At 37.6% G+C, this 21,627-nt stretch carries 15 protein-coding genes; 12 read left to right on the top strand and 3 right to left on the bottom strand.

The features are described 5' to 3' along the window. Positions 1-44: 44 nt before the first annotated feature. On the bottom strand, positions 45-2,792 hold the full coding sequence (locus tag ACPDG9_RS04355) for a TonB-dependent receptor domain-containing protein (protein WP_430526539.1): 2,748 nt from the start codon (positions 2,790-2,792) through the stop codon (positions 45-47). Positions 2,793-2,977: 185 nt separating this feature from the next. Here ACPDG9_RS04355 and ACPDG9_RS04350 point away from each other — a divergent pair, with 185 nt between their 5' ends. The 5 genes from ACPDG9_RS04350 (at position 2,978) to ACPDG9_RS04330 (ending at position 6,442) form a co-directional block, all read left to right on the top strand. Next, positions 2,978-3,667, top strand: coding sequence for a response regulator transcription factor (locus ACPDG9_RS04350; protein WP_430526538.1), 690 nt, complete (start codon positions 2,978-2,980; stop codon positions 3,665-3,667). Positions 3,668-3,671: 4 nt separating this feature from the next. Further along, the gene (locus tag ACPDG9_RS04345; RefSeq protein ID WP_430526537.1) at positions 3,672-4,739 is read left to right on the top strand and encodes a sensor histidine kinase; all 1,068 of its coding nucleotides are present in this window, start codon (positions 3,672-3,674) and stop codon (positions 4,737-4,739) included. Positions 4,740-4,814: 75 nt separating this feature from the next. Continuing rightward, the gene (trmB, locus tag ACPDG9_RS04340) at positions 4,815-5,486 is read left to right on the top strand and encodes a tRNA (guanosine(46)-N7)-methyltransferase TrmB (protein ID WP_430526536.1); all 672 of its coding nucleotides are present in this window, start codon (positions 4,815-4,817) and stop codon (positions 5,484-5,486) included. Positions 5,487-5,489: 3 nt separating this feature from the next. Then, a complete protein-coding gene (locus tag ACPDG9_RS04335) occupies positions 5,490-6,113 on the top strand; it encodes a LysE family transporter (RefSeq protein ID WP_430526535.1) in 624 nt (207 codons plus the stop codon). After that, the gene (locus ACPDG9_RS04330) at positions 6,113-6,442 is read left to right on the top strand and encodes an MGMT family protein (RefSeq protein ID WP_430526534.1); all 330 of its coding nucleotides are present in this window, start codon (positions 6,113-6,115) and stop codon (positions 6,440-6,442) included. Before ACPDG9_RS04335 ends, ACPDG9_RS04330 begins: the two co-directional genes overlap by 1 nt. A gap of 1 nt (position 6,443) precedes the next feature. Here the strand turns inward: ACPDG9_RS04330 and ACPDG9_RS04325 are convergent, their stop codons facing one another. Both ACPDG9_RS04325 and ACPDG9_RS04320 read right to left on the bottom strand, forming a co-directional pair. After that, complete coding sequence (locus ACPDG9_RS04325) at positions 6,444-7,769, bottom strand: sensor histidine kinase (RefSeq protein WP_430526533.1); 1,326 nt, start codon at positions 7,767-7,769, stop codon at positions 6,444-6,446. Between the two features lie 12 nt (positions 7,770-7,781). Then, positions 7,782-9,128: a sigma-54-dependent transcriptional regulator gene (locus ACPDG9_RS04320; protein ID WP_430526532.1), complete on the bottom strand. Its 1,347-nt coding sequence runs from the start codon at positions 9,126-9,128 to the stop codon at positions 7,782-7,784. 154 nt (positions 9,129-9,282) lie between these two features. Here ACPDG9_RS04320 and ACPDG9_RS04315 point away from each other — a divergent pair, with 154 nt between their 5' ends. Genes ACPDG9_RS04315 through ACPDG9_RS04285 form a run of 7 tightly spaced genes read left to right on the top strand, consistent with a single transcriptional unit; the run spans position 9,283 to position 21,624 of the window. Then, complete coding sequence (locus tag ACPDG9_RS04315; RefSeq protein WP_430526531.1) at positions 9,283-10,524, top strand: efflux RND transporter periplasmic adaptor subunit; 1,242 nt, start codon at positions 9,283-9,285, stop codon at positions 10,522-10,524. Positions 10,525-10,526: 2 nt separating this feature from the next. Next, positions 10,527-11,231, top strand: coding sequence for an ABC transporter ATP-binding protein (locus tag ACPDG9_RS04310; RefSeq protein ID WP_430526530.1), 705 nt, complete (start codon positions 10,527-10,529; stop codon positions 11,229-11,231). 12 nt (positions 11,232-11,243) lie between these two features. Continuing rightward, positions 11,244-11,996, top strand: a complete 753-nt coding sequence (locus tag ACPDG9_RS04305) for a GIN domain-containing protein (protein WP_430526529.1) — start codon at positions 11,244-11,246, stop codon at positions 11,994-11,996. Positions 11,997-12,053: 57 nt separating this feature from the next. Then, on the top strand, positions 12,054-14,387 hold the full coding sequence (locus ACPDG9_RS04300; protein ID WP_430526528.1) for an ABC transporter permease: 2,334 nt from the start codon (positions 12,054-12,056) through the stop codon (positions 14,385-14,387). A gap of 3 nt (positions 14,388-14,390) precedes the next feature. Further along, positions 14,391-16,802 (top strand): FtsX-like permease family protein, encoded by a 2,412-nt coding sequence (locus ACPDG9_RS04295; RefSeq protein WP_430526527.1) that lies wholly within the window; start codon positions 14,391-14,393, stop codon positions 16,800-16,802. 2 nt (positions 16,803-16,804) lie between these two features. Then, a complete protein-coding gene (locus tag ACPDG9_RS04290) occupies positions 16,805-19,204 on the top strand; it encodes an ABC transporter permease (RefSeq protein WP_430526526.1) in 2,400 nt (799 codons plus the stop codon). 2 nt (positions 19,205-19,206) lie between these two features. Continuing rightward, positions 19,207-21,624 (top strand): ABC transporter permease, encoded by a 2,418-nt coding sequence (locus ACPDG9_RS04285; RefSeq protein WP_430526525.1) that lies wholly within the window; start codon positions 19,207-19,209, stop codon positions 21,622-21,624. Positions 21,625-21,627 lie beyond the last annotated feature (3 nt).

Here is a 21,627-nt window from a genome sequence, read left to right as displayed (position 1 = left end):
GCCCGCATACTATGCAGGCTTTTCTGTGAACAGGATATTTTGATTTAGAAGGTATATTTAAACCCTAAACTGAAGTTCTGACCAAGTTTGTATGATTGGACTAAAACGTCTTGGGTTGTGTTTTCTTGTTTTCTTTCTATAGCTGGATCTAGCAAGTTTCTCGCATTAAAACTCATGCCGAATTTCTTAGAGAAATCATACTTGAAAGCAAAATCTAAAAATCCAAATGCTTTGTCAACCAAGTTTCCACTTTGTTCCGTTCCTAACGAATAAAGTTTGTCTGAGAAATGGGCATACGATAGTGTTGCCATTAATTTTTGATCTCTTTCCCATTCTTTGATATACGAGATGTCTGCATTGAGTAATAAATCAGAAGCTCCTGTAAAACTTGCATTGTCGTGGGTAAAAGAAGTGCTTAAATATTTGTTTTCTCTGTTTACTTTTTCATTATCAAGTTTTTGATACGTTTTCATCAATGATGCATTTAACCCTCCTGTAATTTTGTTCGTTAAAGCATCGTCAAAGCTAAATAAGGTTTTGCGAACTTCAACTTCTAATCCTGCAGCATATCCATAATCTCCTGTATTCGCGTATGTAATATCGTTGGAAGAAGAAGCTGAAACGATTTCATTGATAGGGTTTTTGATGTACTTTCCGAATACGGTTGCTGAAATAACTTCATCTGTTTGAGGGAAGTATTCCCATTTCAAGTCTACGTTGTAATCATCAGAAGCGTATAAATCAGGGTTACCTACTTTGATTTCTGTTACGTCCTCATAGATGAAACGCGCTCTTTCTTTAAATTGAGGTAATGTATAGGTTTTGGATAAAGCGAAACGCAAGTTGTTGTTGTCGTTTGCTTCGTATTTTAAAGACAAACTAGGTAAGAAAGCATTTTTTGTAAACTTGTTGCTTGTTTGATTGGCATCAAGTTGCGTTTGCCACGTAACATCTTGCGAAATAGTTTCGAAACGCGCACCTAAAGATCCAGATAATTTGTCTGTTAATCGATATTCTACGTTTACAAAACCTGCATGGATAAATAATTCTCCATCATAGGTCTGCGGTACTAATGCATTAGGTGTACCAGAACCTCCTCTAAAAGTATAGATGTCGAAGTAACCCTTGTCAAAATTAGATTGATTGAAGAACTGATCTAAAGCGTTTGGATTGATGTTATTGTTGTATTCTCTGTTGATTTGGAATACAAACTGAGTCGCTTTAAAATTTCTGTCTTTTTTTCTGAAGTTGTAGCCCACGGTTAATTTACCATCGAATAAATTTTCTTCGTTCTTAGCAAATTTGTAATCTGCTGCAATATTCGCCGCTAGTTCATTTTCTTTTAGATCTTCAAAGTAACGGTTGTTGTCTGATCTAGAGTTAATAGAAAATTGGTAGCTGTCAATGTCTTTTAATTTGTTTAAGGTGTATTGTTGCCTATCTGGTGTTTGAGCTGAAATTGTATTGAAAGCAGCTCCCCAGTTTAAGTCAATTTGCTCTGTTAAGTTGTGATTACCCAATAATTGGTTTACCATTAAGCGATCTTGACGGTAGGTTTGTCTGTTGATCTGTGTATAATCGGAGTTATCTAAAGTAATATCTCTTACATATCCGCGGTAATCTTCATTTTTTTCTTTTGAATCGTTTACAACTAAGAAATTGTATTTTAGGGAGTTGTTTGCGTTGATATCAAATTTAGCATTTAACATTCCCGTTGTGTTTGTACTGTATTCAAAAGCTTCTAGATTTAGATCTTTTGTGAATGAGTTTTGTGCTTGTGCAGTTCTTGTAATTCCCTCTTTTTGTTTGAAGTTGTTGCCAAATGAAGCCGTTGCAAATAAATGTAAAGCAGATTCGCCAAAGAAGAATGATTTTCCTGTATTAATGCTTAAGCCAGCCCCCCAAGGACTACGTGTATCGCTTTGGGTTGAGTTCTTAAAATGGTATCCTTTTAGTGCATTACCTGGTATTTTGGTGTCGGAAAAACCAAAGAAACTGCGGTTAGATAACGTTTTAAAGTTGTCTTGTTTTACAGCGTTGGTGTTGATATTCGAGCTTAATCCTACTTCTACAAAACCTTCTCCTGCGTGATTTTTGGAGATAATGTCAATATTTCCACCTGCAAAATCTCCGTAATTTCTTGCAAAATACGTTTTGTCAATCGCAATGTACTCTACAATATCGGTAGAGAAAATATTCAAATCGATGTTTTTCTTTTCAGGATCATTAGAGGCTAATGGCAATCCGTTTAAGGAGGTGCTATTGTATCGGTCTCCCAGTCCACGAACAAAAATAGTTCCCGAACCTTCTTGTTTGGCTACTCCTGTTGTTTTGGCTACGGCACTCGCAACATCACTTACTCCTTTTCTAGCAAGTTCTTGCGATCCAATATGTTGTTTCATCTCAACCGAGCGTTGTTGATCAATTAACAAGGTAGCTTCTCTGGATTTTGAGCGTGTAGCTTGTACAACAACTCCTTCGAGTTGTACACTTTCTGAAATTAAATCAACCGTTACTTCTATCGTTTGATTGGGTTTTACCTCTATGGTTTTGTCTGTAGAAGTATATCCAACATAGTTAAAAGTCAAGGTTTGCGTTCCTTCCGGTACTTCTATGGTAAAGAAACCGTCTAAATCTGTATTTACACCTTGTGTCGTTCCTTTGATGCTTACAGAAGCAAAAGCTAGCGGTTCTTTGGTTGTGGAGTCTTGTAAAAGCCCCTTAATCGTTCCATTAGATGCTCCAACTATTTGGCTAATAAATAATAGAGCGAATAGTAACATTGATTTCATAATTCTTATTTTATTTAAGCTAGTGCAAAGAACAAGCGTAAATATGTCTTGTGTGTTATCGCTTCTTTAACACATTTTACAGTAAACGTTATTAAATGGTTATCACATTAAATAATTGTAAACTTTACTTAACATAATGTATTATCTTTATCTTTGGACTGATTTATAACACACACACTTAAAGCATGAAAAACGCAGACATTAAGGTCTTGTTGGTTGATGATGAACAAGATATAATTGAGATTATCAGTTATAATTTAGAGAAAGAAGGGTATCAAGTAAGCACAGCAAGAAATGGAAAAGAGGCTATTGAGAAAGCTAAAAAAGAGCTTCCGCACCTTATTATCTTGGATGTGATGATGCCAGAAATGGACGGAATGGAAGCTTGTGAACATATTCGTAAGATAGACAGCTTGCAAAACGTAATTATTGCTTTTTTAACGGCTAGAGGTGAAGATTATTCACAAGTAGCAGGGTTTGACGCTGGAGCAGATGATTACATCACCAAACCTGTTAAGCCAAAGGTTTTAATGAGTAAGATTAAAGCATTGTTGCGCCGTTTAAAAACAATTGAAGAAGCAGAACAAGGCGATGTAATTCAAATTGGCAATATTGAAATCAACCGCGATGAATATAAAATCATGATTGATGGGGTAGAGCTATCTTTACCTAGAAAAGAATTCGAATTGTTGTACTTGCTGGCTTCAAAACCAGGCAAAGTCTTTACAAGAGAAGAAATTTTAGATCGCGTATGGGGTAATGAAGTAGTTGTTGGAGGAAGAACAATTGACGTTCACATTCGAAAATTAAGAGAAAAAGTGGGAGATGATTGTTTTAAAACAATAAAAGGAGTAGGTTATAAATTAGATATGTAATTGAATGTCAATACGCTTTAAAAAATCTTATAAATTTGCTGTTAAGTCAGCTTTATTGATAACCATTTGTTCTCTTATTATTACGCTTCCCTTTGTTTTTTTAGTTCAAGAAGGATTGGGTAAACTCCTTATCGTTCATACGATTTTGGTTTATTTTGCTTCTTTTTTTGTCATTCAATATCGAGTGGAGCATTTTATCTATCGTCGAATTAAGAAGATTTACGATAAAGTTTCGCTTTTAGAACACACGGACTTCCGAGCTAATGCGGTTACGACAGATATGAAAACGCTGACGGAAGAGATTGAAAGGTTCGCAACCAATAAAAAGATTGAGATCGAATCGTTGCAAGTTCGAGAGGAGTATAGGAGGGAGTTTTTAGGAAACATATCACACGAATTAAAGACGCCGCTGTTTATGATTCAGAGCTATCTAGAAACGTTAACAGATGGTGCAATAGATGATTTAGAAGTGCGCGATCGCTACTTAGAGCGTGCAGCACAAGGGGTAGATCGCTTGATCTATATTGTACAAGACTTGGATATGATTTCCAAGTTAGAGTCGGGTGACTTACACTTGAATATTGTGGAGTTTGACCTGATTGAGATGATCCAGAATGCCTTTGACTTTCTAGAGTACAAAGCTAAAAAGAAGAATATTTCCCTGTTGTTTGATATGGGCTATAAGAAGCCAATTTACGTTTTGGGCGACAAAGAACGCATCGGACAAGTGATCACCAATTTAATTGAAAACTCAATTAAGTATGGAAAAGAAAAGGGAACAACAGAAGTTAGCATTGAGAACTTAGTGCAGAATAAATTAATTATCCGCATTACCGACAACGGATTGGGCATTCGCAAAGAGCATATTCCACGCTTATTTGAGCGCTTCTATCGCATTGATAAAAGTGGTGCGCGAAGTGTCGGAGGGTCTGGGTTGGGCTTATCCATTGTTAAGCATATCGTTGAGGCACATGACGAGCATATCTATGTAGAGAGTAGTTATGGTTATGGCTCGGAGTTTTCTTTTACTTTAGAAAAAGCAGTTGAAGGATCTACAGAAAGCGGAAGTTAATTTGTGTTCCCTATAAAAAGGTTTTACTTTCGTGATAATTATTTAATTTTGCGTCGAATTTAAACGAATAACCCTGTGGGAAGTAAAAACAAGTTAAAGCGATTTAGAGAAAACGAAACTTTTGGTAATGTTTTCCAACCATCAAGAGAAGAAATGATTGCCAAATTGCCACAAAAAGGCAAATGGGCATCGGAAGTATTTAAAAACAATAACCCTATTGTTTTGGAATTAGGCTGTGGAAAAGGAGAATATACGGTAGAGTTGGCTCGTCGTTTTCCCAATACGAACTTTATAGGAATCGACATCAAAGGGGCTCGTTTTTGGAGAGGAGCGAAAACGGCTGTTGAGGAAGGACTAACCAATGTAGCTTTCTTGCGTACTCAAATTGAATTGATTGAATTTGCTTTCGAAAAAGAAGAAGTAAGTGAAATCTGGATTACTTTTCCAGATCCGCAAATTAAGTACAAGCGCACGAAACACCGTTTAACGAACACAGAGTTTCTACAGCGTTATAAAGGCATTTTAACGGAGGACGGTGTCGTTAACTTGAAAACGGATAGTGAATTTATGCATGGGTATACGTTAGGCTTGCTACATGGTGAAGGTCACGAAGTAATTTATGCCAATCACCATGTTTATAAAAACGAGGGAGCTCCTTCAGTTGTAACGGAAATCCAAACGTTTTATGAATCCCAATATTTAGAACAAAATAAAGCCATTACTTATATTCAATTCAGAATTAAATAGCGGATGGATCACTATTTTATCTTATTATTATTTGGCTTTTTAGCGGCAGTGATAGGTGTTTCTCTTCCGGGGTTATTGAATATGACTGCTGTTAAAGTAGCACAAGAAAGGGGAAAAAAAGCGTCTATTTTATATATTGCAGGTGCTTTATCCATTATTTTCATTCAAACCTATGTTGCGATTTTCTTTGCTAAACTGATTGATTCTAGTCCTTTTATCACTGAAATTCTGCACGAAATAGGATTGGTTATTTTTGGATCGTTGACGCTATACTTTTTGGTTTTTGCCAAACGGAAGGAGAAAAAGGACAACGACGAGGTGAATCGTTTAAAAAACCCATATATATACGGGGCTTTATTAGCCTTAATCAACGTGTTTTCTATCCCGTATTATGTTTTCCTAAGCGTTACGTTAGCCTCTTATGCCTATCCTATTTTTGAATGGGCGTATACGGTTATTTTTTCTACTGGAGTTGTGATAGGCTCTGGTTTGATGTTTTACTCCTATATTTCTATTTTCCGAAAAGTCGCTAATGAAAATACTTTTCTCATGCGAAATATAAATTATGTTATCGGATCTATTACGGGGATTATCTGTTTGATTACGCTCTATAAATTACTGCGTTAATGCCTGATACACCCTCTTTTTTTGAACGTGTGTATGGCGTAGTTCGCGAGATTCCTTTTGGAAGAGTGACTACGTATGGTGCGATTGCAAAAGCAATTGGTGCTCCTCGTTCTGCGCGAATGGTGGGATACGCGATGAATGCTTCTCATTTTGACGACTCTGTTCCTGCACACCGTGTGGTGAATCGATTGGGGATGTTAAGTGGAAAACATCACTTCGATGGTTCCAATTTGATGCAGCAACTGCTTGAAAGCGAAGGGGTTGAGGTCAAAGATAATCAAGTGCAAAACTTTGCGTCAATCCTTTGGATTCCCCCTGTGCAATTCTAAATTAGTTCAGCGGAAAATTAAGACTGAAATAAGTTAGTTCCTCTTTTCGGTTAAAGGTTAAGTAACCGTTGTGCATTTCTACAATATTTTTAGACAAGGGCAATCCAATCCCTGCACCATCGGCTCTTGTAGTATAAAACGGAATGAAAATTTTGGGTTTTATTTCTTCCGGAATCCCTTTTCCGTTGTCTATGATATCAATCCACAGGCGATTGTTGCGTTCAAATACGTGGACTTGAATCGTTCTTTCATGCTGATTTTTTACGGCATAAATAGCATTCGTCAATAGATTGATGAATACTTGCTCCATTTGCTTTGCGTCCCAGTACTGCGATACTTGTGTTTCGATTGCCGAATGTAAATCCACTTTGTACTGTTGGCAGATAGGCTTGAGTATAGCTATGCTATTTGTGATAATCTCAGCGCTGTTTACCCAAGCTTTTTGAGGACTTGGAAGCATCGTTAGCTTGCGGTAGTTATCGATAAACTGACGCAAGTGATCCGTTCTATTGGCAATGGTTTGTATACTCAATTTTAAATCATCCATGTCATCCGCTGTTAGGGGCGAATCTTCTTCAAGAATACCTAAGGTATTGTGGGCTAACGAATGTATAGGCGTTAAGGAATTCATGATCTCATGTGAAATTACTTTCATTAAGTTTTCCCAGGTGTCTTTTTCTTTCTTGTCCAATACTTTTTGGATCGAATCAAGTAAGACAATATAAAATTCTTGGTTTTGACTTGTAGTAATCGATGTTTGTAAGATAAACGTCTGTTTTTCTTCCCCTTCAATTCGCATATCAAGGGAGTTTTTAGACTCTTTAAACTCCAATTGTTCAAGATGATGTGTCAAATTCGGCAATAAACGCGAAAGATTTTTCCAAGACTTAACTTTGGGAATATCGAATAGTTTGGCAAAGTAATCGTTGATCAAGAAAATATCCCAATTGTTTTTGTTGCGTTCAAAAATAACAATTCCCGTTTCTAGGTTGTTGAGAATGTTGAGGTAAACCAATTCCTTGACTTCATTTTGCTCCTGTTCGTGTTGTAATTTTTGATAGAGCTGTTGTAAATTGTGAAAGGTCTCGTTGGCTTGTTTTTTGTTTGATTTCAAGGAAAAATCATTGTAAATCATCGCCAAGACTAAGCGGTCAATGATGCTGTAATACTTGCGTTGAAAAGAATATAGCTCAATCAAGAAACCAATAATTACGAGTATGGCAATGAAGAAAGTATAGGTATACGCCTGTAAATACAACCAAACGGCAATCAAGGATAAGCCGATGATCACCAGAATACGCATAAAAACTTTGAGGTGGAATGACATATGCGGTGGTTGTTAGTTTTTAATATTGTACTTTTCGAGTCTGCGATACAAGGCTGCACGCGATAAGCCTAGCTCATCTGCTGCTTGACTGATGTTGCCACTGCATTTTTCAAGTGTGCGAATGATGGTCGTTCGCTCGATATCTTGAAGGGTGGAATCATCAAGGGGTGTTTCCTTAATTACAGCCGCAGAGATTCCAAAATCTTGCAGGTTTAGTTCTCCTGCATCTGTTAGAATCAGCGCGCGTTCAACGCGGTTTTGCATTTCGCGTATATTTCCTCTCCATTCATAATGGCAAAGCGAGTCTAAAGTGTGAGGTTGAATCTTAGGAATCTCAATTTGGTATTTTGTTGCATATTGCGCTATGAAAAAGTCGAGCAAGGCAGGGATATCCTCTTTGCGTTCTCTTAGTGCAGGTAAAGGTAAAACAACTGTATTGATTCTGTAGTATAAGTCTTCTCTAAACTCTTTTTGCGCAACTTCTGTTTCAATATCAGCATTGGTCGCTGTAATAATTCGCACGTCGACAGGACGGGGTTGTGATTCGCCAAGGCGAATTACAGATTTTGATTGTATTACCTGCAGTAGTTTAGCCTGTAAGTGTAGGGGTACATTGCCAATTTCATCCAGAAAAATAGTTCCTCCATGTGCGGCTTCAAATCGACCTGCTGTATCTTGTTTGGCATCTGTAAAGGCTCCTTTGGCATAACCGAATAATTCACTCTCAAAGAGATTGGCATTGAGGGATCCCAAATCTACATGAATAAATGGTTGTGCTTTACGTGTCGAATGGTTGTGTATATATTCCGCTAACACGTATTTTCCCGTTCCATTTTCACCCAAAATCAAGGTATTCACTTCGGTTTGAGCAACGCGTTGTGCCATGTGATAGGTTTTTTGGATGGCTGGAGAAGTTCCTTCAAAATAAGAGGGTGCTTCTGTCTTAACAACGGGTTCTTGTTCTTTTTTGCGTCGTTGTTGCACCGCTTTTTTGACAATGTCGATCAAGTGATCGTTGTCCCACGGTTTTAAGATGTAGTCAATAGCGCCTAGTTTAATCCCTTCAACAGCCGTTTCAACATGGCCATAAGAGGTCATGAGGATAATTTGTGCCTGAGGGTAGTTTGCCCTAATCTCCTTAAACCAGAAAATCCCCTCTTTTCCATCCTCAAAACCCACGCGGTAATTCATGTCTAGTATAATGACATCTACAGGGGTTTCTTGTAGAATTTCAAAGATTTTTTTAGGGTTATTATTCGTTAGAACAGATTCGAAATGACGTTTTAAAAGCAGTTTAGCGGCAATTAGAACTTCTGTATTGTCATCTAGAACAAGGATTGTGGCATTTGTTTTTCTCATATCGAAGGGCTGTATACGTTAAAACCGAACAGTAAGGTGTTCACTATCGGACACTCTGTAAATGGTTTTATATTTATCTTTTTGATTTATAGGTGTTTATGTCTCTATTCTTTCTTGGCACATTTTTGTCATTACTCTTGTAAATCAGCGTACTATGGATAGAGTTTTACCTCGTAAAAATAGAAAAAAACAAAAGATTTTGCTAATAATTGGTGGAGTGCTTCTTTTAGGGTTGACCTCCTATTTTACTTTTTTTCAAGATATTGTACTCAATGTATCTAAGAAGGAAATTCGAGTAACCGAAGTGAAGGAAGGTGTTTTCGAAGAGTATATTTCCATTCAAGGGAAGGTAGAACCTTTGCAATCGCTTTTAATCAATATTCCAGAAGGAGGTGCTGTTAGTGAAATATTTGTCGAGAATGGAAGCGTGATTCAGCAAGGTGATCCTTTGGTTTTGTTGCACAATCCGAGTTCTGAATTAGCCTATATGTCACAAGAATCTTCCTTGATTGAGCAAATGAATAATTTAAATGTCAATTTGATGAATATACGCAACCAAGAAATTGGGTTGATGAAAGATCTCATTAGCATTGAATACGATTATAAAAATGCAGAGCTACAATATACGCTGAATAAGAAACTATTTGACCAAGAGATTTTATCTTTGAATGAATGGAATCAAACGGCAGAGAGTTTTTCTTATCAACAAAAACGCAAAGCGTTGATGGAGCAAAGCGTGGAAAAAGAGAAGCAATCTAATCACGTCCAGGTGCAACAGATCAACCAATCTTTAATCGTTATCCAGCGCAGCTTGGAGAAGCTGAGAGAAAACAAACAGAATTTCTTGCTTAAGGCACCTATTTCGGGTCGATTGTCCTCGTTTGACCCTATGTTAGGAAAAACGTATAACGCAGGGGAAAGCATTGGTAAAATAGACGTGTTAGAAGGATATAAGTTAGTGGCGAATGTCGATGAGTTTTATTTAGATCGCGTTGTGGTTGGGCAAAAAGGACAAGTGGATATTAAAGGGCAAATTGTGCAGGTAGAAGTAAGCAAAGTATTACCAGAAATTGTCAACGGGCGATTTGAAGTACAGCTTAATTTCAGTGCGGTGGATCAATTGAGATTACAAGAGGGAAATAGTATGGGAATCAAGTTGTTTTTATCAGGTAAAGAACAACGCTTACTCTTGGCGAAAGGAAGCTTTTTTACGGACACTAAGGGCGAGTGGGTCTATGTCTTACAAGAGGGAAAAGCATCGCGTAGAAACATAGAAATAGGGAGGGAAAACCCTGCTTATTACGAAGTCGTTTCTGGATTATCCGCTGGGGAACAGGTGATTATTTCAAGTTATAAAGATTATTTAAGAGTGAATTATTTACAGCTAAAAGAGTAGTTATGGTTATAGAAATCAAACAATTGTCTCGTGTTTTTCAAACAGAAGAAGTAGAGACAACCGCTTTAAATGAAGTGTCATTAGAAGTTAAAAAAGGAGAGTTTATCTCCGTGATGGGACCCTCAGGATGTGGAAAATCCACCCTGTTGAATATTATTGGTTTGTTGGATGACACTACTTCGGGTAGTTATCGTCTATTGGAGAAGGAAATGGTAGGGTTGACAGAAAATCAACGTGCCTCAATTCGCAAAGAGAATATTGGGTTTATTTTTCAAAATTTCAATTTAATTGATGAATTGTCGGTGTATGACAATATCGAATTGCCGTTGATCTACAACAAAGTTCCCAGCAGTGAACGCAAGAAAAGAGTAATGGAAATTGCAGAGCGATTAAATATCGTACACCGTTTGAAACACTATCCTCAACAACTCTCAGGAGGACAACAACAACGTGTTGCAGTTGGACGTGCTTTGATTAACAATCCGAAGATTATCCTTGCCGATGAGCCTACAGGAAATTTAGACAGTAAAAACGGAGCTGAAGTGATGGAGCTTTTGACCGAATTACACCAACAAGGAGCTACCATCATTATGGTTACTCACTCGCATCATGATGCTTCTTATTCTGAACGCACCATTTTGATGAAAGATGGAATGATTTTATCCGAAAAAATCAATACAAAAATCGTAGATGTATTTACGGTATAAAAAACAAAACTTATGATACGTTTTTTCTTAGGGTTATTGTTATTTCTCTTTAGCCTATTGGTCAACGGACAAGTAAAACAAAACCATGTTATTGCAGGTGAAGTTACCAAATTAGTTGCGTCTATGCCACTAGATATTCAAGTGGATGCAACTTCAGATTCCAATACGGTTCGCGTGGAAGGAACGCAAGAAGACTTAAACCATGTTTCGATAAGACAAACGGGGTCAACATTATATGTGGATATGAATGTCAAAAAAACGAAAAGGTCGATTCGCGATAATAGAGCAAAAGTGTTTATTAGTCAATCTAAAATTGTGGATTACTACGTAAGTACTACGGCAAACGTACGCGTAAATGGACGTGTTCAAGGAGGGACGGTAGTACTAAAAGCAGAAGCTGCGGCCTACATAACGGCTGATTTTACAGCGACGAATGTCACAATTAATTTAGATTCTGCTTCGAAGTACAAGGGAGATATTACAGCCAAAAATAGTAAAGTGAATCTTGATAGTGCCTCTAGTGCTACGGTAACAGGAGATGTAGAAAACCTAACGATTAATGTGGATAGCGCTGCCAAATTTGATGGAAAAAATTTGAAAGCGAAGTTTGTCAAGGTAGAAGCAGATTCAATGGGAAAAGCAGAGGTCTATCCGATCGAAAGCTTAAATGCCTATGCAGATTCTATGGGGCGAGTGATCTACTATAATACACCAAAAGAACTAAAAAAATACACAGATTCGATGGGGTCTGTCAAGTCAAATTAAGCAATCACTATGTTGTTCAGCTGGTTTAATACATTTAGTAAAAACATACAAAAATCGATGTTGTTCTTTTGTTGGACAATTTTGGGTTTGGCCATCGGTATTGCGTGTTTGTTACTGTCTTTGTTCTTCTTACAAGATGAATGGAGTTACAATAAATGGATTGCTCATGTAGAACAATATTACGAAGTCAATGTTACTGTTGGTGAAGAAGCCAATGCGATTGTTGTTCCTGCCGCTGTAGGCCCTCAATTATTGCAAGAAGGAGCAATTGACAACTATTGCTACTATGCCTTAGACTATATCGATTTTTACGCAGAAAGCAATTTTCAGCAAGCGATTGTCCATAAAATATTAAATACACAACCCACGTTTTTTGACTTTTTTAATTTTGAGTTTGTGTATGGTAGTGCAAATGAGGTAATCAAACATCCTATGAGCATAGCCATTTCTGAAAAAGTAGCTCAACAATTTTTCCCACACCAAGACCCGATCGGTCAGACTTTATCTTTGGCCCACAGCCCTTATCAAGTAGCGGGTGTCTACAAGCTAGATCACAAGGCAACGATTATGCCGGATGTGGTGTTGATGCATATGGAGTGGAATGATGAGGTAGAACCTTCGCTGTGGCAAGAGCACGGAGGAGGGTTACTCGTTCGGGTGAAATCGGGCAATGACCTTTCGTCTATGACGTCAAGGTTGATTAGCTGGATTGAAAACAATCAAGATCAATTGGTCGAAACGGGAGAACAGGTTGAGAAGTACAATGTTTTTCTTTCCCCCCTAAAAGAAGGGCGTTTTGTTTCGAAGCAAACGGCTTTGTTAGAAGGAAAAACAAATAAAGAAACTCTAAGCCTGCTGGTTGGTTGTTCTATTTTAATTTTTTTATTGGCTGTATTAAATTACATCAACCTCAACCAAGCGGGAATTTTATCGCGCTTGAAAGAATTTCAAGTTCGCGCGATGCTCGGTAGTTCGAAAGGGCAATTGAGACTTCAAATTGGATTTGAAACGCTGTTAAACGTCTTAATGGCGATGGGAATTGCGCTCATGCTTGTGGAGTTTAGCATGCCTATTTACAATGCATTTTTACACAAGTCGATTCAGATCAAGCATCAGGTACTTTGGAGTGGAATTGTGTTCGTCATCTGTATTGTTGTGCTTTTTGCTGGAGGTATTCTTTCCCTTTATGTTACTCGACTCGTTGGTCAGTTCTATCAAGTGAAAGCGTGTAAAAAGCGAAAGAAAGGACTTCGATTGAGAGAGGGGAGCCTATTTATCCAAATGACCATTGCTTTTTTCTTTGTTGTAGGTGGATGGATTATTGCAAGACAAGTAGATTTTATGGAAGAAAAACCGCGTGGTTTTCAGGGAGATCAAGTGGTGCAAGTCAAACTGTTTACCCAACAGATTCGCCGTAAATTCTACCGCAATGATAAACTTATACGTGAAATCGAGAAGATTAAGGGAGTTAAAACAGCTGCATTAGCCACTATTTCCTATGAAGATAAGTCGATTAAAAATAAGTACACGGCTTATTATGGGATGCAGAAAATACCTGATTTTGTGATGGAGGGGGTAGATGGTCGCTATATCGATATGGTCGGCTTTGAAAAAATCGCCTATCAACCTATAGAAGTAGACAGCCTGCCAAAAGTATGGATCAACGAAAAGTTTGCCACCAAAATGGGGGTTACGCCTCAAGAGGCTTTGGGTAATGTTATTTCGTATGATCGAAGTACTTACCTTATTGAAGGGGTTGTGAAAAATTATTTTAGTGCTGGGTTTGAAGATGCAATTCAACCTATTCTGCTATTTCAATGGAAAGATATTGAGTTTCTTCCCTACGGAATTAATTATTTGTCTATCGAATTGGACCCAACTGTTAATCAAGCAGAAACTTTAGAGCGTTTGCAAGCGTTTTGGATTGTCCATGTCGATTATGAATATCCTTTTCAACAGCAAACCATTTCTAAACAATTTGAAGGAAACTATCAACATATTAAATCTCAAAAACGCATGTTTTTCATTTGGAATGTTGCCGTTGTTTTTATGGCCTTATTTGGCCTTTACGCAAGTCTATCGCTCTATTTAGAACAAAGACAAAAAGAGATTATTATCCGAAAAATAATTGGCGCTAGTACGCGTGAACTTTTTTTCCTCTTTGGAAAACCATTTTTTACCGCTGTGGTATGGGCTTGTTTAGCCGCCGTATATCCCGTTTACTGGATTATGGATGCCTGGTTAAACAAATTTAAATACAGACAAGAAATAGTAGAATATCCCTTTGTGTTTTCCTTTCTATTAATTGTCGGTCTGGTTTATCTGATCCTTTGGACCAAAGTGCAGATTGCCACAAGAGTTGATTTTATTAAACGCATTAAATACGAATAATGTATGCTGAAAAATTGGTTTAAAATTTATGTTTATAACAGTAAGAAAAACAAGGTGTATTTCTTATTGACTCTTTTGTGTTTAGCCATCGGTATAACGGCTGTATTGTTGTCGACACTTTATTTTAAGGAAGAATATTCGTTTGATCAATGGAATGAAAACAAGGAAACGATTTATTTTGTCGAAAGTGGTGGAGGGAAAGTCATCCTAAGTGGGCATCCTATTCCTCTAGCTGGAAAATTAAAAGAAGAGTACCAGTGGATTGACGATTATTTGCTTTATGGACAGTATCAATCGCTAGTTGTAGAACACCAAACAAAAGAATATCGTTTGGATAAGATATTGGCTACCAATCAAAGCTTTTTTGATTTCTTTCCGTACACCCTAGTCTATGGAACCAAAGAAGGGTTGTTTCAACATCCGAATGAATTAGTATTGGAAAAGAAGCAATCGGATTTGTTGTTTGGGCAAGGAGTGAATCCGATAGGCGAACAGGTTAAAATTGACGAGGATTTTTTCACGGTGGTCGGGGTATACGCCTTAGAAAACAAGAAAAGTAGCTTTATGCCAGAAGCTGTTGTCAATACGTATCAGTTTTTGTCCGCAGAACAACAAGCCGCTTGGAGGCAACCGAAAGTGGGCATTCTAGTAAAGACGAAGCATCCTTCAGAAACCATACAAGCAATAGAAGCGCTGTACAAAACGTATTACTTTACTCCTTGGGCTGCAGAGTCGAATATGGAAGTGGATGATTTTATTACGCAAATGAAAGGGATTATTGCGCTAGATACAAAACTACATCACCTGCCTGAGATTCACTTCCAAAGGGAGGCGACTATAACAGGAAATATACTAGAACCCAAAGCGAATGTAAAAATGGTTTACATCATTGTTGGTTTATCTGGCTTGATGTTTTTATTGTCCTTGTTTAACTACGTCAATTTAGCGCTTTCTCAGATTCTATATCGCGCTAAAGAGGTTGGCGTGCGAAAAGTATTGGGTGGGGTTAAATGGACGATTATCAAGCAAAATTTGATGGAAACATCGTGGACGATTTGTCTTGCTTTTGGATTAAGTGTTTTCTTTTTTTTAGGAGTGAGGCCTTTTGCTAACGCTTATTTAAAAGTAGATATCTCCGTGCAATTCACTGCATTTGTCTTCTTGTTTGTTGGGGTGTATGTTTTAATACTGCTGTTGGCCGGATTAATTCCTGCACTTTATATCGCCCAATACCGTGTTTTACGGGTATTAAAAGGGGATTTTTCTCGTTCTCGTTCTGGAAGCTGGATTAAAAATAGCTTTCTTATCGTGCAATTTGCTATCGCTTGCTGGTTTAGTGTGGGAACTTATGTTGTCTATCAACAAGCCGCTTATATGACCAAAAAGGAGCTGGGCTTTAATGGTTCGCAAGTGGTTGCTTTTCACTTTTTGCCCGAAGTCACCGACGGAACAAAAGTGCAGCAATATGAAACGTTTAAAAAGGAAGCTTTAAAAATAAAGGGAATTGAGCAGGTGGCTGTTTCAGGGTTGGGATTTGGAAATAACTACGGGATGTCTGACTTGAGTATTTTCGCTTATAAGGAGAATCCTCAGATCATGGCGATGAATATCAAGGCAGAGGCCTCTTACTTTGAGATGATGGAAATGGAGTTGAAAGAGGGACGTTGGTTAGATACCAATTTGGCGAATGATAGTATTCAAAATATCCTCATCAATGAAAAACTACTTCAAGAATTAGGGGAAACGAGTGTGGAAGGACTCAAACTTAATGACAAAATGGTAATCGGAGTGGTCAAGGATTTTCATACCAGTGGGTTAGAAACCCCCATTAATCCTATGATATTTATGTTGCCCAATGCAGAAAATAGCTACTTTACGGAGGTAACGATGAAGGTAGATGTAGAACAACTCGACACATTTCTTCCTGCGCTTGAAAAATTGTGGCTTACATTTAATCCAGAGGCTAAGGCGCCTTTTAGCTATCAGTTTATCGATAAACAATTTGCAGAAACGTTTGAGAAAATACAGCAGCAAAAACGAGTGCTGTTTTATTTGAGCTATATCGTCATCTTTATTGCTTTATTTGGTCTTTTTGCGGTGTCGTCTTTTACGATTGGTACCAAGTTAAAAGAGATTGCAATTCGCAAGGTTTTAGGTGCAAGTCGAGAGGGACTGATCGGAAAGTTATCCTATCAGTATTTAATCTACTGTTTGATCGGTTTTGGCCTGTCTGTTTTTCCAAGCTATTATTTGTTGAATAAATGGTTAGAGGATTATGCCTACCGCATCACGATCGACTATGAAGTCTATGTTGTTTGCCTTCTTTTTATTGTGCTATTAACCCTAGTTGTGGTGGTTAGCCGTGCATACAAAGCAACAAGATTGAATGTTTTAAAGTATATTAAATACGAATAAATATGCTAAATAATTGGTTTAAAATATATCGAAATAACAGGAAGAAAAACAAGGTGTATTTCTTACTAACACTCGTGTGTTTAGCTGTGGGGATGACGGCGGTATTGCTGTCTGCGTTGTACGTAAAAGAGGCGTATTCATTTGATCAATGGAACGACAGAAAAGAAGAAATTTTCTTTGTAGAAAGCAAAGGTGAGGTGTATAGTTCAGGAAGTCAGCCTTTTGTTTTAGGTTCACTCTTGAAGGAACGCCATCCTTTTGTAGAAGATATCTTGTGGTATAATGGGTATACAGACGAAGAGGTAACCTACCAGAAGAAAACCTATTTCTTTGACAAAGTGATACAGTCGAATGAAAGTTTTTTTCGTTTTTTTCCTTATTCTTTTGTTTATGGATCGCCTACATCCGTTTTTAATAACCCGAATGAAATTGCTTTAGAAAAGGAAAAAGCGGTTTTGCTCTTTGGGGAGAACAACCCCATAGGAGAACAACTAACGGTTGACGAAGAAGTCTATACTGTTGTTGGCGTTTATGATTTAGGAAAAACGCGAAGTAGTTTTATGCCCGAAGCAGTAATTAATGATTTTCAGGTGGTTGAGGCTGATTTACTGACGAGTTGGAGCCATAGTCGCGCCGCGCTTTTAGTGATGACTAAAGAGCGAGACGCATTAACAGATGCAATTGACAAACTCTATACACAAGAATATCTGCTTCCTTTGGCAAAGAAAGATCAGGTTGGACTTGATGAATTTCACGAGAAAACAAAAGGACTTTATAGACAAAGAACAGTTGTACATGCCTTGCCTGACCTGCATTTTGATCTGTCTAAGGCTATTAATAGTCCCGAATCAAGTATCTCCAAACAGTTTATACTGGTCTTAGTGGGGTTATCCAGCGTTTTATTGATTTTGTCAATTTTTAACTATGTTAATCTTTCTCTATCTCAAGCTCCTTCGCGAGCAAAGGAGGTTGGGGTACGAAAAGCATTGGGCGCAAGTAAGTTTGATATTGTCAAACAGATGGTCATGGAAACATCTTGGACTCTGATACTTGTATTGCTCATTAGTGTCGTACTTGTGCTTTGGATGTTGCCCTTTGTCAATTCTTTTTTGCACTCAAATATCACAATTCAACTACACGAAATAGTGGGGATACTCCTTGTTGTCTATGTGGTTGTACTTCTGTTGAGTGGTATAATTCCAGCATTGTATCTTGCTAATTATAGGGTGTTACGCATCTTAAAAGGCAATTATACTCGAAGTAGGCAAGGAGGGGTGTTAAAAAATGCTTTTTTAATTGTTCAATTTGCTATAGCGTGTGGTTTTAGTATGGCGGCTTACGTTATTTTCGAACAAGTGAAGTTTATGACCAATAAAGATCTAGGTTTTAATGGAAATCAGGTGATTCAAGTCCCTTTTTTATCACGCAATTACGAGGATGATAAGTATAGGGTGTATCAAACTTTTAAACAAGAAGCACTGAAGATAAAGGGGATAGAGCAAATAGGAATAACAGACTTGGATTTTGGAAGTAAGGAGGGCATAGGGTATAATATTGCGTTGAATTATGAAGGTAAAAATCTAGTTATTGGTGTTTCGAATGTAGAAGAGGGGTATTTAGAAATGATGGAAATTGGATTAGTTCAAGGTCGTTATTTAAATCAAGCTATCGCTAATGACAGCATCCAAAATGCGTTAGTCAACCAAAAGTTATTTGAATTACTAAAAAAAGATGGTTTAGAAGGATGGACATTAAACAACAAGCAAATTGTAGGTGTCATTCAAGATTTTCACTTCAATGGATTGGATCGAGCCATCCGCCCGATGCTGTTCATGTTACCATCAGAAGAATACACGAATTTTAATACAGTATCTGTAAAGGTAGATGTCGGTCAATTGGAAACGCTACTTCCTTTGTTAGAAGAGTTGTGGATTACTTTTAATCCAGAGTCCCATAGCCCCTTTGATTATCAATTCGTCAATCAGCAATTCGCTCGCAGTTTTGAACAGGTGCAACTTCAGAAAAAAGTGATGGTAGGCCTGAGTTATCTGGTTCTTTTTATCGCGTTTTTTGGCTTGTTTGCAGTTTCTTCTTTTTCGATCGGCACGCGATTAAAAGAAGTAGCTATTCGCAAAATAGTAGGAGCTGATACCACAAGCCTAATACGAAAACTTTCCTATCAGTATCTGATTTACTGTGGAATAGGGTTTGGGCTGTCTGTATTGCCTAGTTATTATGTATTGAATTTATGGTTGAATGAATATGCTTATCACATTGAGATAGGCTATGAGGTTTATGTTGTTTGTTTGGCACTTATGGTGTTATTAACCTTGGCTATCGTAGTTAGTCGCGCCTATAAAGCAACAAAAGTAAATGTATTGGAGTATATAAAATATGAATAAGTATGTTGATTAGTTGGTTAAAAGTTTATCGGTACCATTGGTTAAAAAATAAGCTCTATTTTATGTTGACCGTCTTGGGGTTGGCTTTTGGTCTATCCCTCCTCACCTTGGCTGTAATCAACTATCAAGAGGAACACACCTATAACCAATCGAATCCCGATAAGGATAAAATTTTTATGGTGTTGAATCGTCATGAGGATTTTACATCAATCAACCAACCTTTTCCCTTGGGAAAAGCACTGAAAGAGAACTATCCCTTTATCGAAGATTACACCTATTATACGGGCTATGATGAGCTTGTAGTTGAAAAGGACAAAAAAGCCTATACCCTTACCAAGGTACTGCCTGCTCAAAGTAATTTCTTTGATTTTTTTCCTTATTCGTTTGTCTATGGAGCTGCACAAACGGTTTTTCCAGATCAACGAAGCCTTGTTTTAGAAGAACAAAAAGCCATTGCGATTTTTGGACCAGGGGTAAATCCTTTGGGAAAAGAAGTGTATGTGAATGAGGAGTGGATGGTGATAACGGGTGTTTTTACCTTAGGTAATCACAAGAGCAGCTTTATGCCCGAGGCAATTATAGCCGTGATGGACCAAATGATTGCAACACGAACGAATTGGCGAGAGCGTTTTTTTGGGGTATTACTCAAAACAGACAAACCCGATCAGGCATTGGAGGCTATTCACGCAACATTAGAGGAACATTACTATAAACCCGAAGCTAAAAGGTACGGAATAAGTGTTGAAGAATTGAAGCAAAAAGACATGCTCAATGATCCTATATTCTTGAAAGATTTAGCTACGGTTCGTTTAAGTCCCTATGGGAAACAGACACCAGAAGGAAGTGGAAACCTCAAGATGATTTATATTTTTTGGGGATTGGCCGTTGTTATTTTTAGTTTAGCCGTAGTTAATTTTATCAACTTTTCCATTACTCAGTTTGTATCGCGATCCAAAGAAATGGGGGTAAGACGAATATTCGGCGGGAGTACAAAGTATATCGTGAGACAGATCGCCCTTGAAACAGCCTTAACCTTGAGTATAGCACTGGGGGTTAGTGTCTTTTTTATGGGAGTGATGTTGCCTTATCTCAACCTCATGATAGATACACAAATAGAGCTATCTATCACCATGGTGAGCGTTTGTTTTCTAGTGTTGTTGATTAGTATCTCAGGACTGACTGGTGGAATTGTTTCATTGTATGTAACAAGACAAAAGATAACGTCAATTTTGAAAGGCAATTTCTTGTCTACGCAAAAGGGATCTTTGCTCAAAACGATATTCTTAATTCTCCAACTTACCATTGCTTGTTTTTTCGTTAGTAGTATCTTTATTTTTAATCAGCAAGTGCACTATATGCTCAATAAAGATTTAGGATTTAAAGGCGATCAAATCATTAGTTTTAATTTGAATGAAGCGCTGAGGTGGGAGAACAATGACCTGCTTTTAGAAAAGTATGAAACGTTTAAAAAAGAAGTAGAACAACTTCCCGGAGTGGAAGGAGTATCTGCATCCGATCAAGTTTTTGGACGTGGTGGTTCTGCTTTAACTTCTGGTAGCATGGACGATAAAGATTTCATTTATAGTGTGGTACAAGTTGACTACGGCTATTTTGAACTCCTTCAAATTCCCCTAGTCCAAGGACGAAGTTACGATCCGTTATATGCGTCTGATTCCATCCAACATATTGTGGTGAATGAAACTTTTGTTCGCGAGGTTGGGATAACGAATCCCTTAGGAAAAACTTTGCGTGCATCCAATAGTTCATACAACGTCATTGGGGTTGTAAAAGACTATAATTCCATGAATCTAGAAGATAAAGTAAGCCCAACGGTATATTTTTATATGAAAGGGGTAGCGAATAAGATGGGGAGTATTGAAAAAGTGTATGTCAAAATTAAACCAGAGGACAACATCGTCCAAACCATCAAAGCCATTGAAGAAAAATGGAAAAAATTTACCATTGATCAAAATTTGACCTTTAACTATCAATTTGTAGATCGACAGTTTGCTCAATCGTTCGAGCAAGTCTTACTTGAGCGAAAAGTATTGAATGTTTTGAGTATTGGTGTTGTTTTTGTAGCCTTGTTTGGCCTATTTGCCATTGCTTCTTTTGTGATACAAAGTCAATTAAGAGCCATTGCTATTCAGAAAGTACTAGGAGCAAACTCTTTTCACCTCTTAAAAAAGTTGATGCTTCACTATGTGTATTACGGGGTGATCAGTTTTGTACTTGCCATTTTTCCAAGTTATTACTTGTTAGAAAGTTGGTTGAGTGGTTATGCCTATCGCATCGAGATTGAGTGGATGACCTATTTTCTGAGCTTGGTTGTGATGTTGTGTTTTATTGTGCTTATTGTTTGGTTTAAAGCATACAAAGCGGTTACTCTAAATGTATTGAAATACATCAAATACGAATAGAAG

Origin of the sequence: Myroides sp. C6-3 (assembly GCF_050522425.1) — a bacterium.
In the GTDB taxonomy this organism is placed as follows: Bacteria; Bacteroidota; Bacteroidia; order Flavobacteriales; family Flavobacteriaceae; genus Flavobacterium.
The sequence above is the reverse complement of the archived record's forward strand: the minus strand, read 5'-3'. Positions and strand labels throughout refer to the sequence as shown.

Excerpts from the sequence above, each read along its gene's own strand:
- ACPDG9_RS04355 (WP_430526539.1), bottom strand. The coding sequence starts at position 2,792 with ATGAAATCAATGTTACTATTCGCTCTATTATTTATTAGCCAAATAGTT.
- ACPDG9_RS04350 (WP_430526538.1), top strand. The coding sequence starts at position 2,978 with ATGAAAAACGCAGACATTAAGGTCTTGTTGGTTGATGATGAACAAGAT.
- ACPDG9_RS04345 (WP_430526537.1), top strand. The coding sequence starts at position 3,672 with ATGTCAATACGCTTTAAAAAATCTTATAAATTTGCTGTTAAGTCAGCT.
- ACPDG9_RS04335 (WP_430526535.1), top strand. The coding sequence starts at position 5,490 with ATGGATCACTATTTTATCTTATTATTATTTGGCTTTTTAGCGGCAGTG.
- ACPDG9_RS04330 (WP_430526534.1), top strand. The coding sequence starts at position 6,113 with ATGCCTGATACACCCTCTTTTTTTGAACGTGTGTATGGCGTAGTTCGC.
- ACPDG9_RS04325 (WP_430526533.1), bottom strand. The coding sequence starts at position 7,769 with ATGTCATTCCACCTCAAAGTTTTTATGCGTATTCTGGTGATCATCGGC.
- ACPDG9_RS04320 (WP_430526532.1), bottom strand. The coding sequence starts at position 9,128 with ATGAGAAAAACAAATGCCACAATCCTTGTTCTAGATGACAATACAGAA.
- ACPDG9_RS04315 (WP_430526531.1), top strand. The coding sequence starts at position 9,283 with ATGGATAGAGTTTTACCTCGTAAAAATAGAAAAAAACAAAAGATTTTG.
- ACPDG9_RS04310 (WP_430526530.1), top strand. The coding sequence starts at position 10,527 with ATGGTTATAGAAATCAAACAATTGTCTCGTGTTTTTCAAACAGAAGAA.
- ACPDG9_RS04305 (WP_430526529.1), top strand. The coding sequence starts at position 11,244 with ATGATACGTTTTTTCTTAGGGTTATTGTTATTTCTCTTTAGCCTATTG.
- ACPDG9_RS04300 (WP_430526528.1), top strand. The coding sequence starts at position 12,054 with ATGTTGTTCTTTTGTTGGACAATTTTGGGTTTGGCCATCGGTATTGCG.
- ACPDG9_RS04295 (WP_430526527.1), top strand. The coding sequence starts at position 14,391 with ATGCTGAAAAATTGGTTTAAAATTTATGTTTATAACAGTAAGAAAAAC.
- ACPDG9_RS04290 (WP_430526526.1), top strand. The coding sequence starts at position 16,805 with ATGCTAAATAATTGGTTTAAAATATATCGAAATAACAGGAAGAAAAAC.
- ACPDG9_RS04285 (WP_430526525.1), top strand. The coding sequence starts at position 19,207 with ATGTTGATTAGTTGGTTAAAAGTTTATCGGTACCATTGGTTAAAAAAT.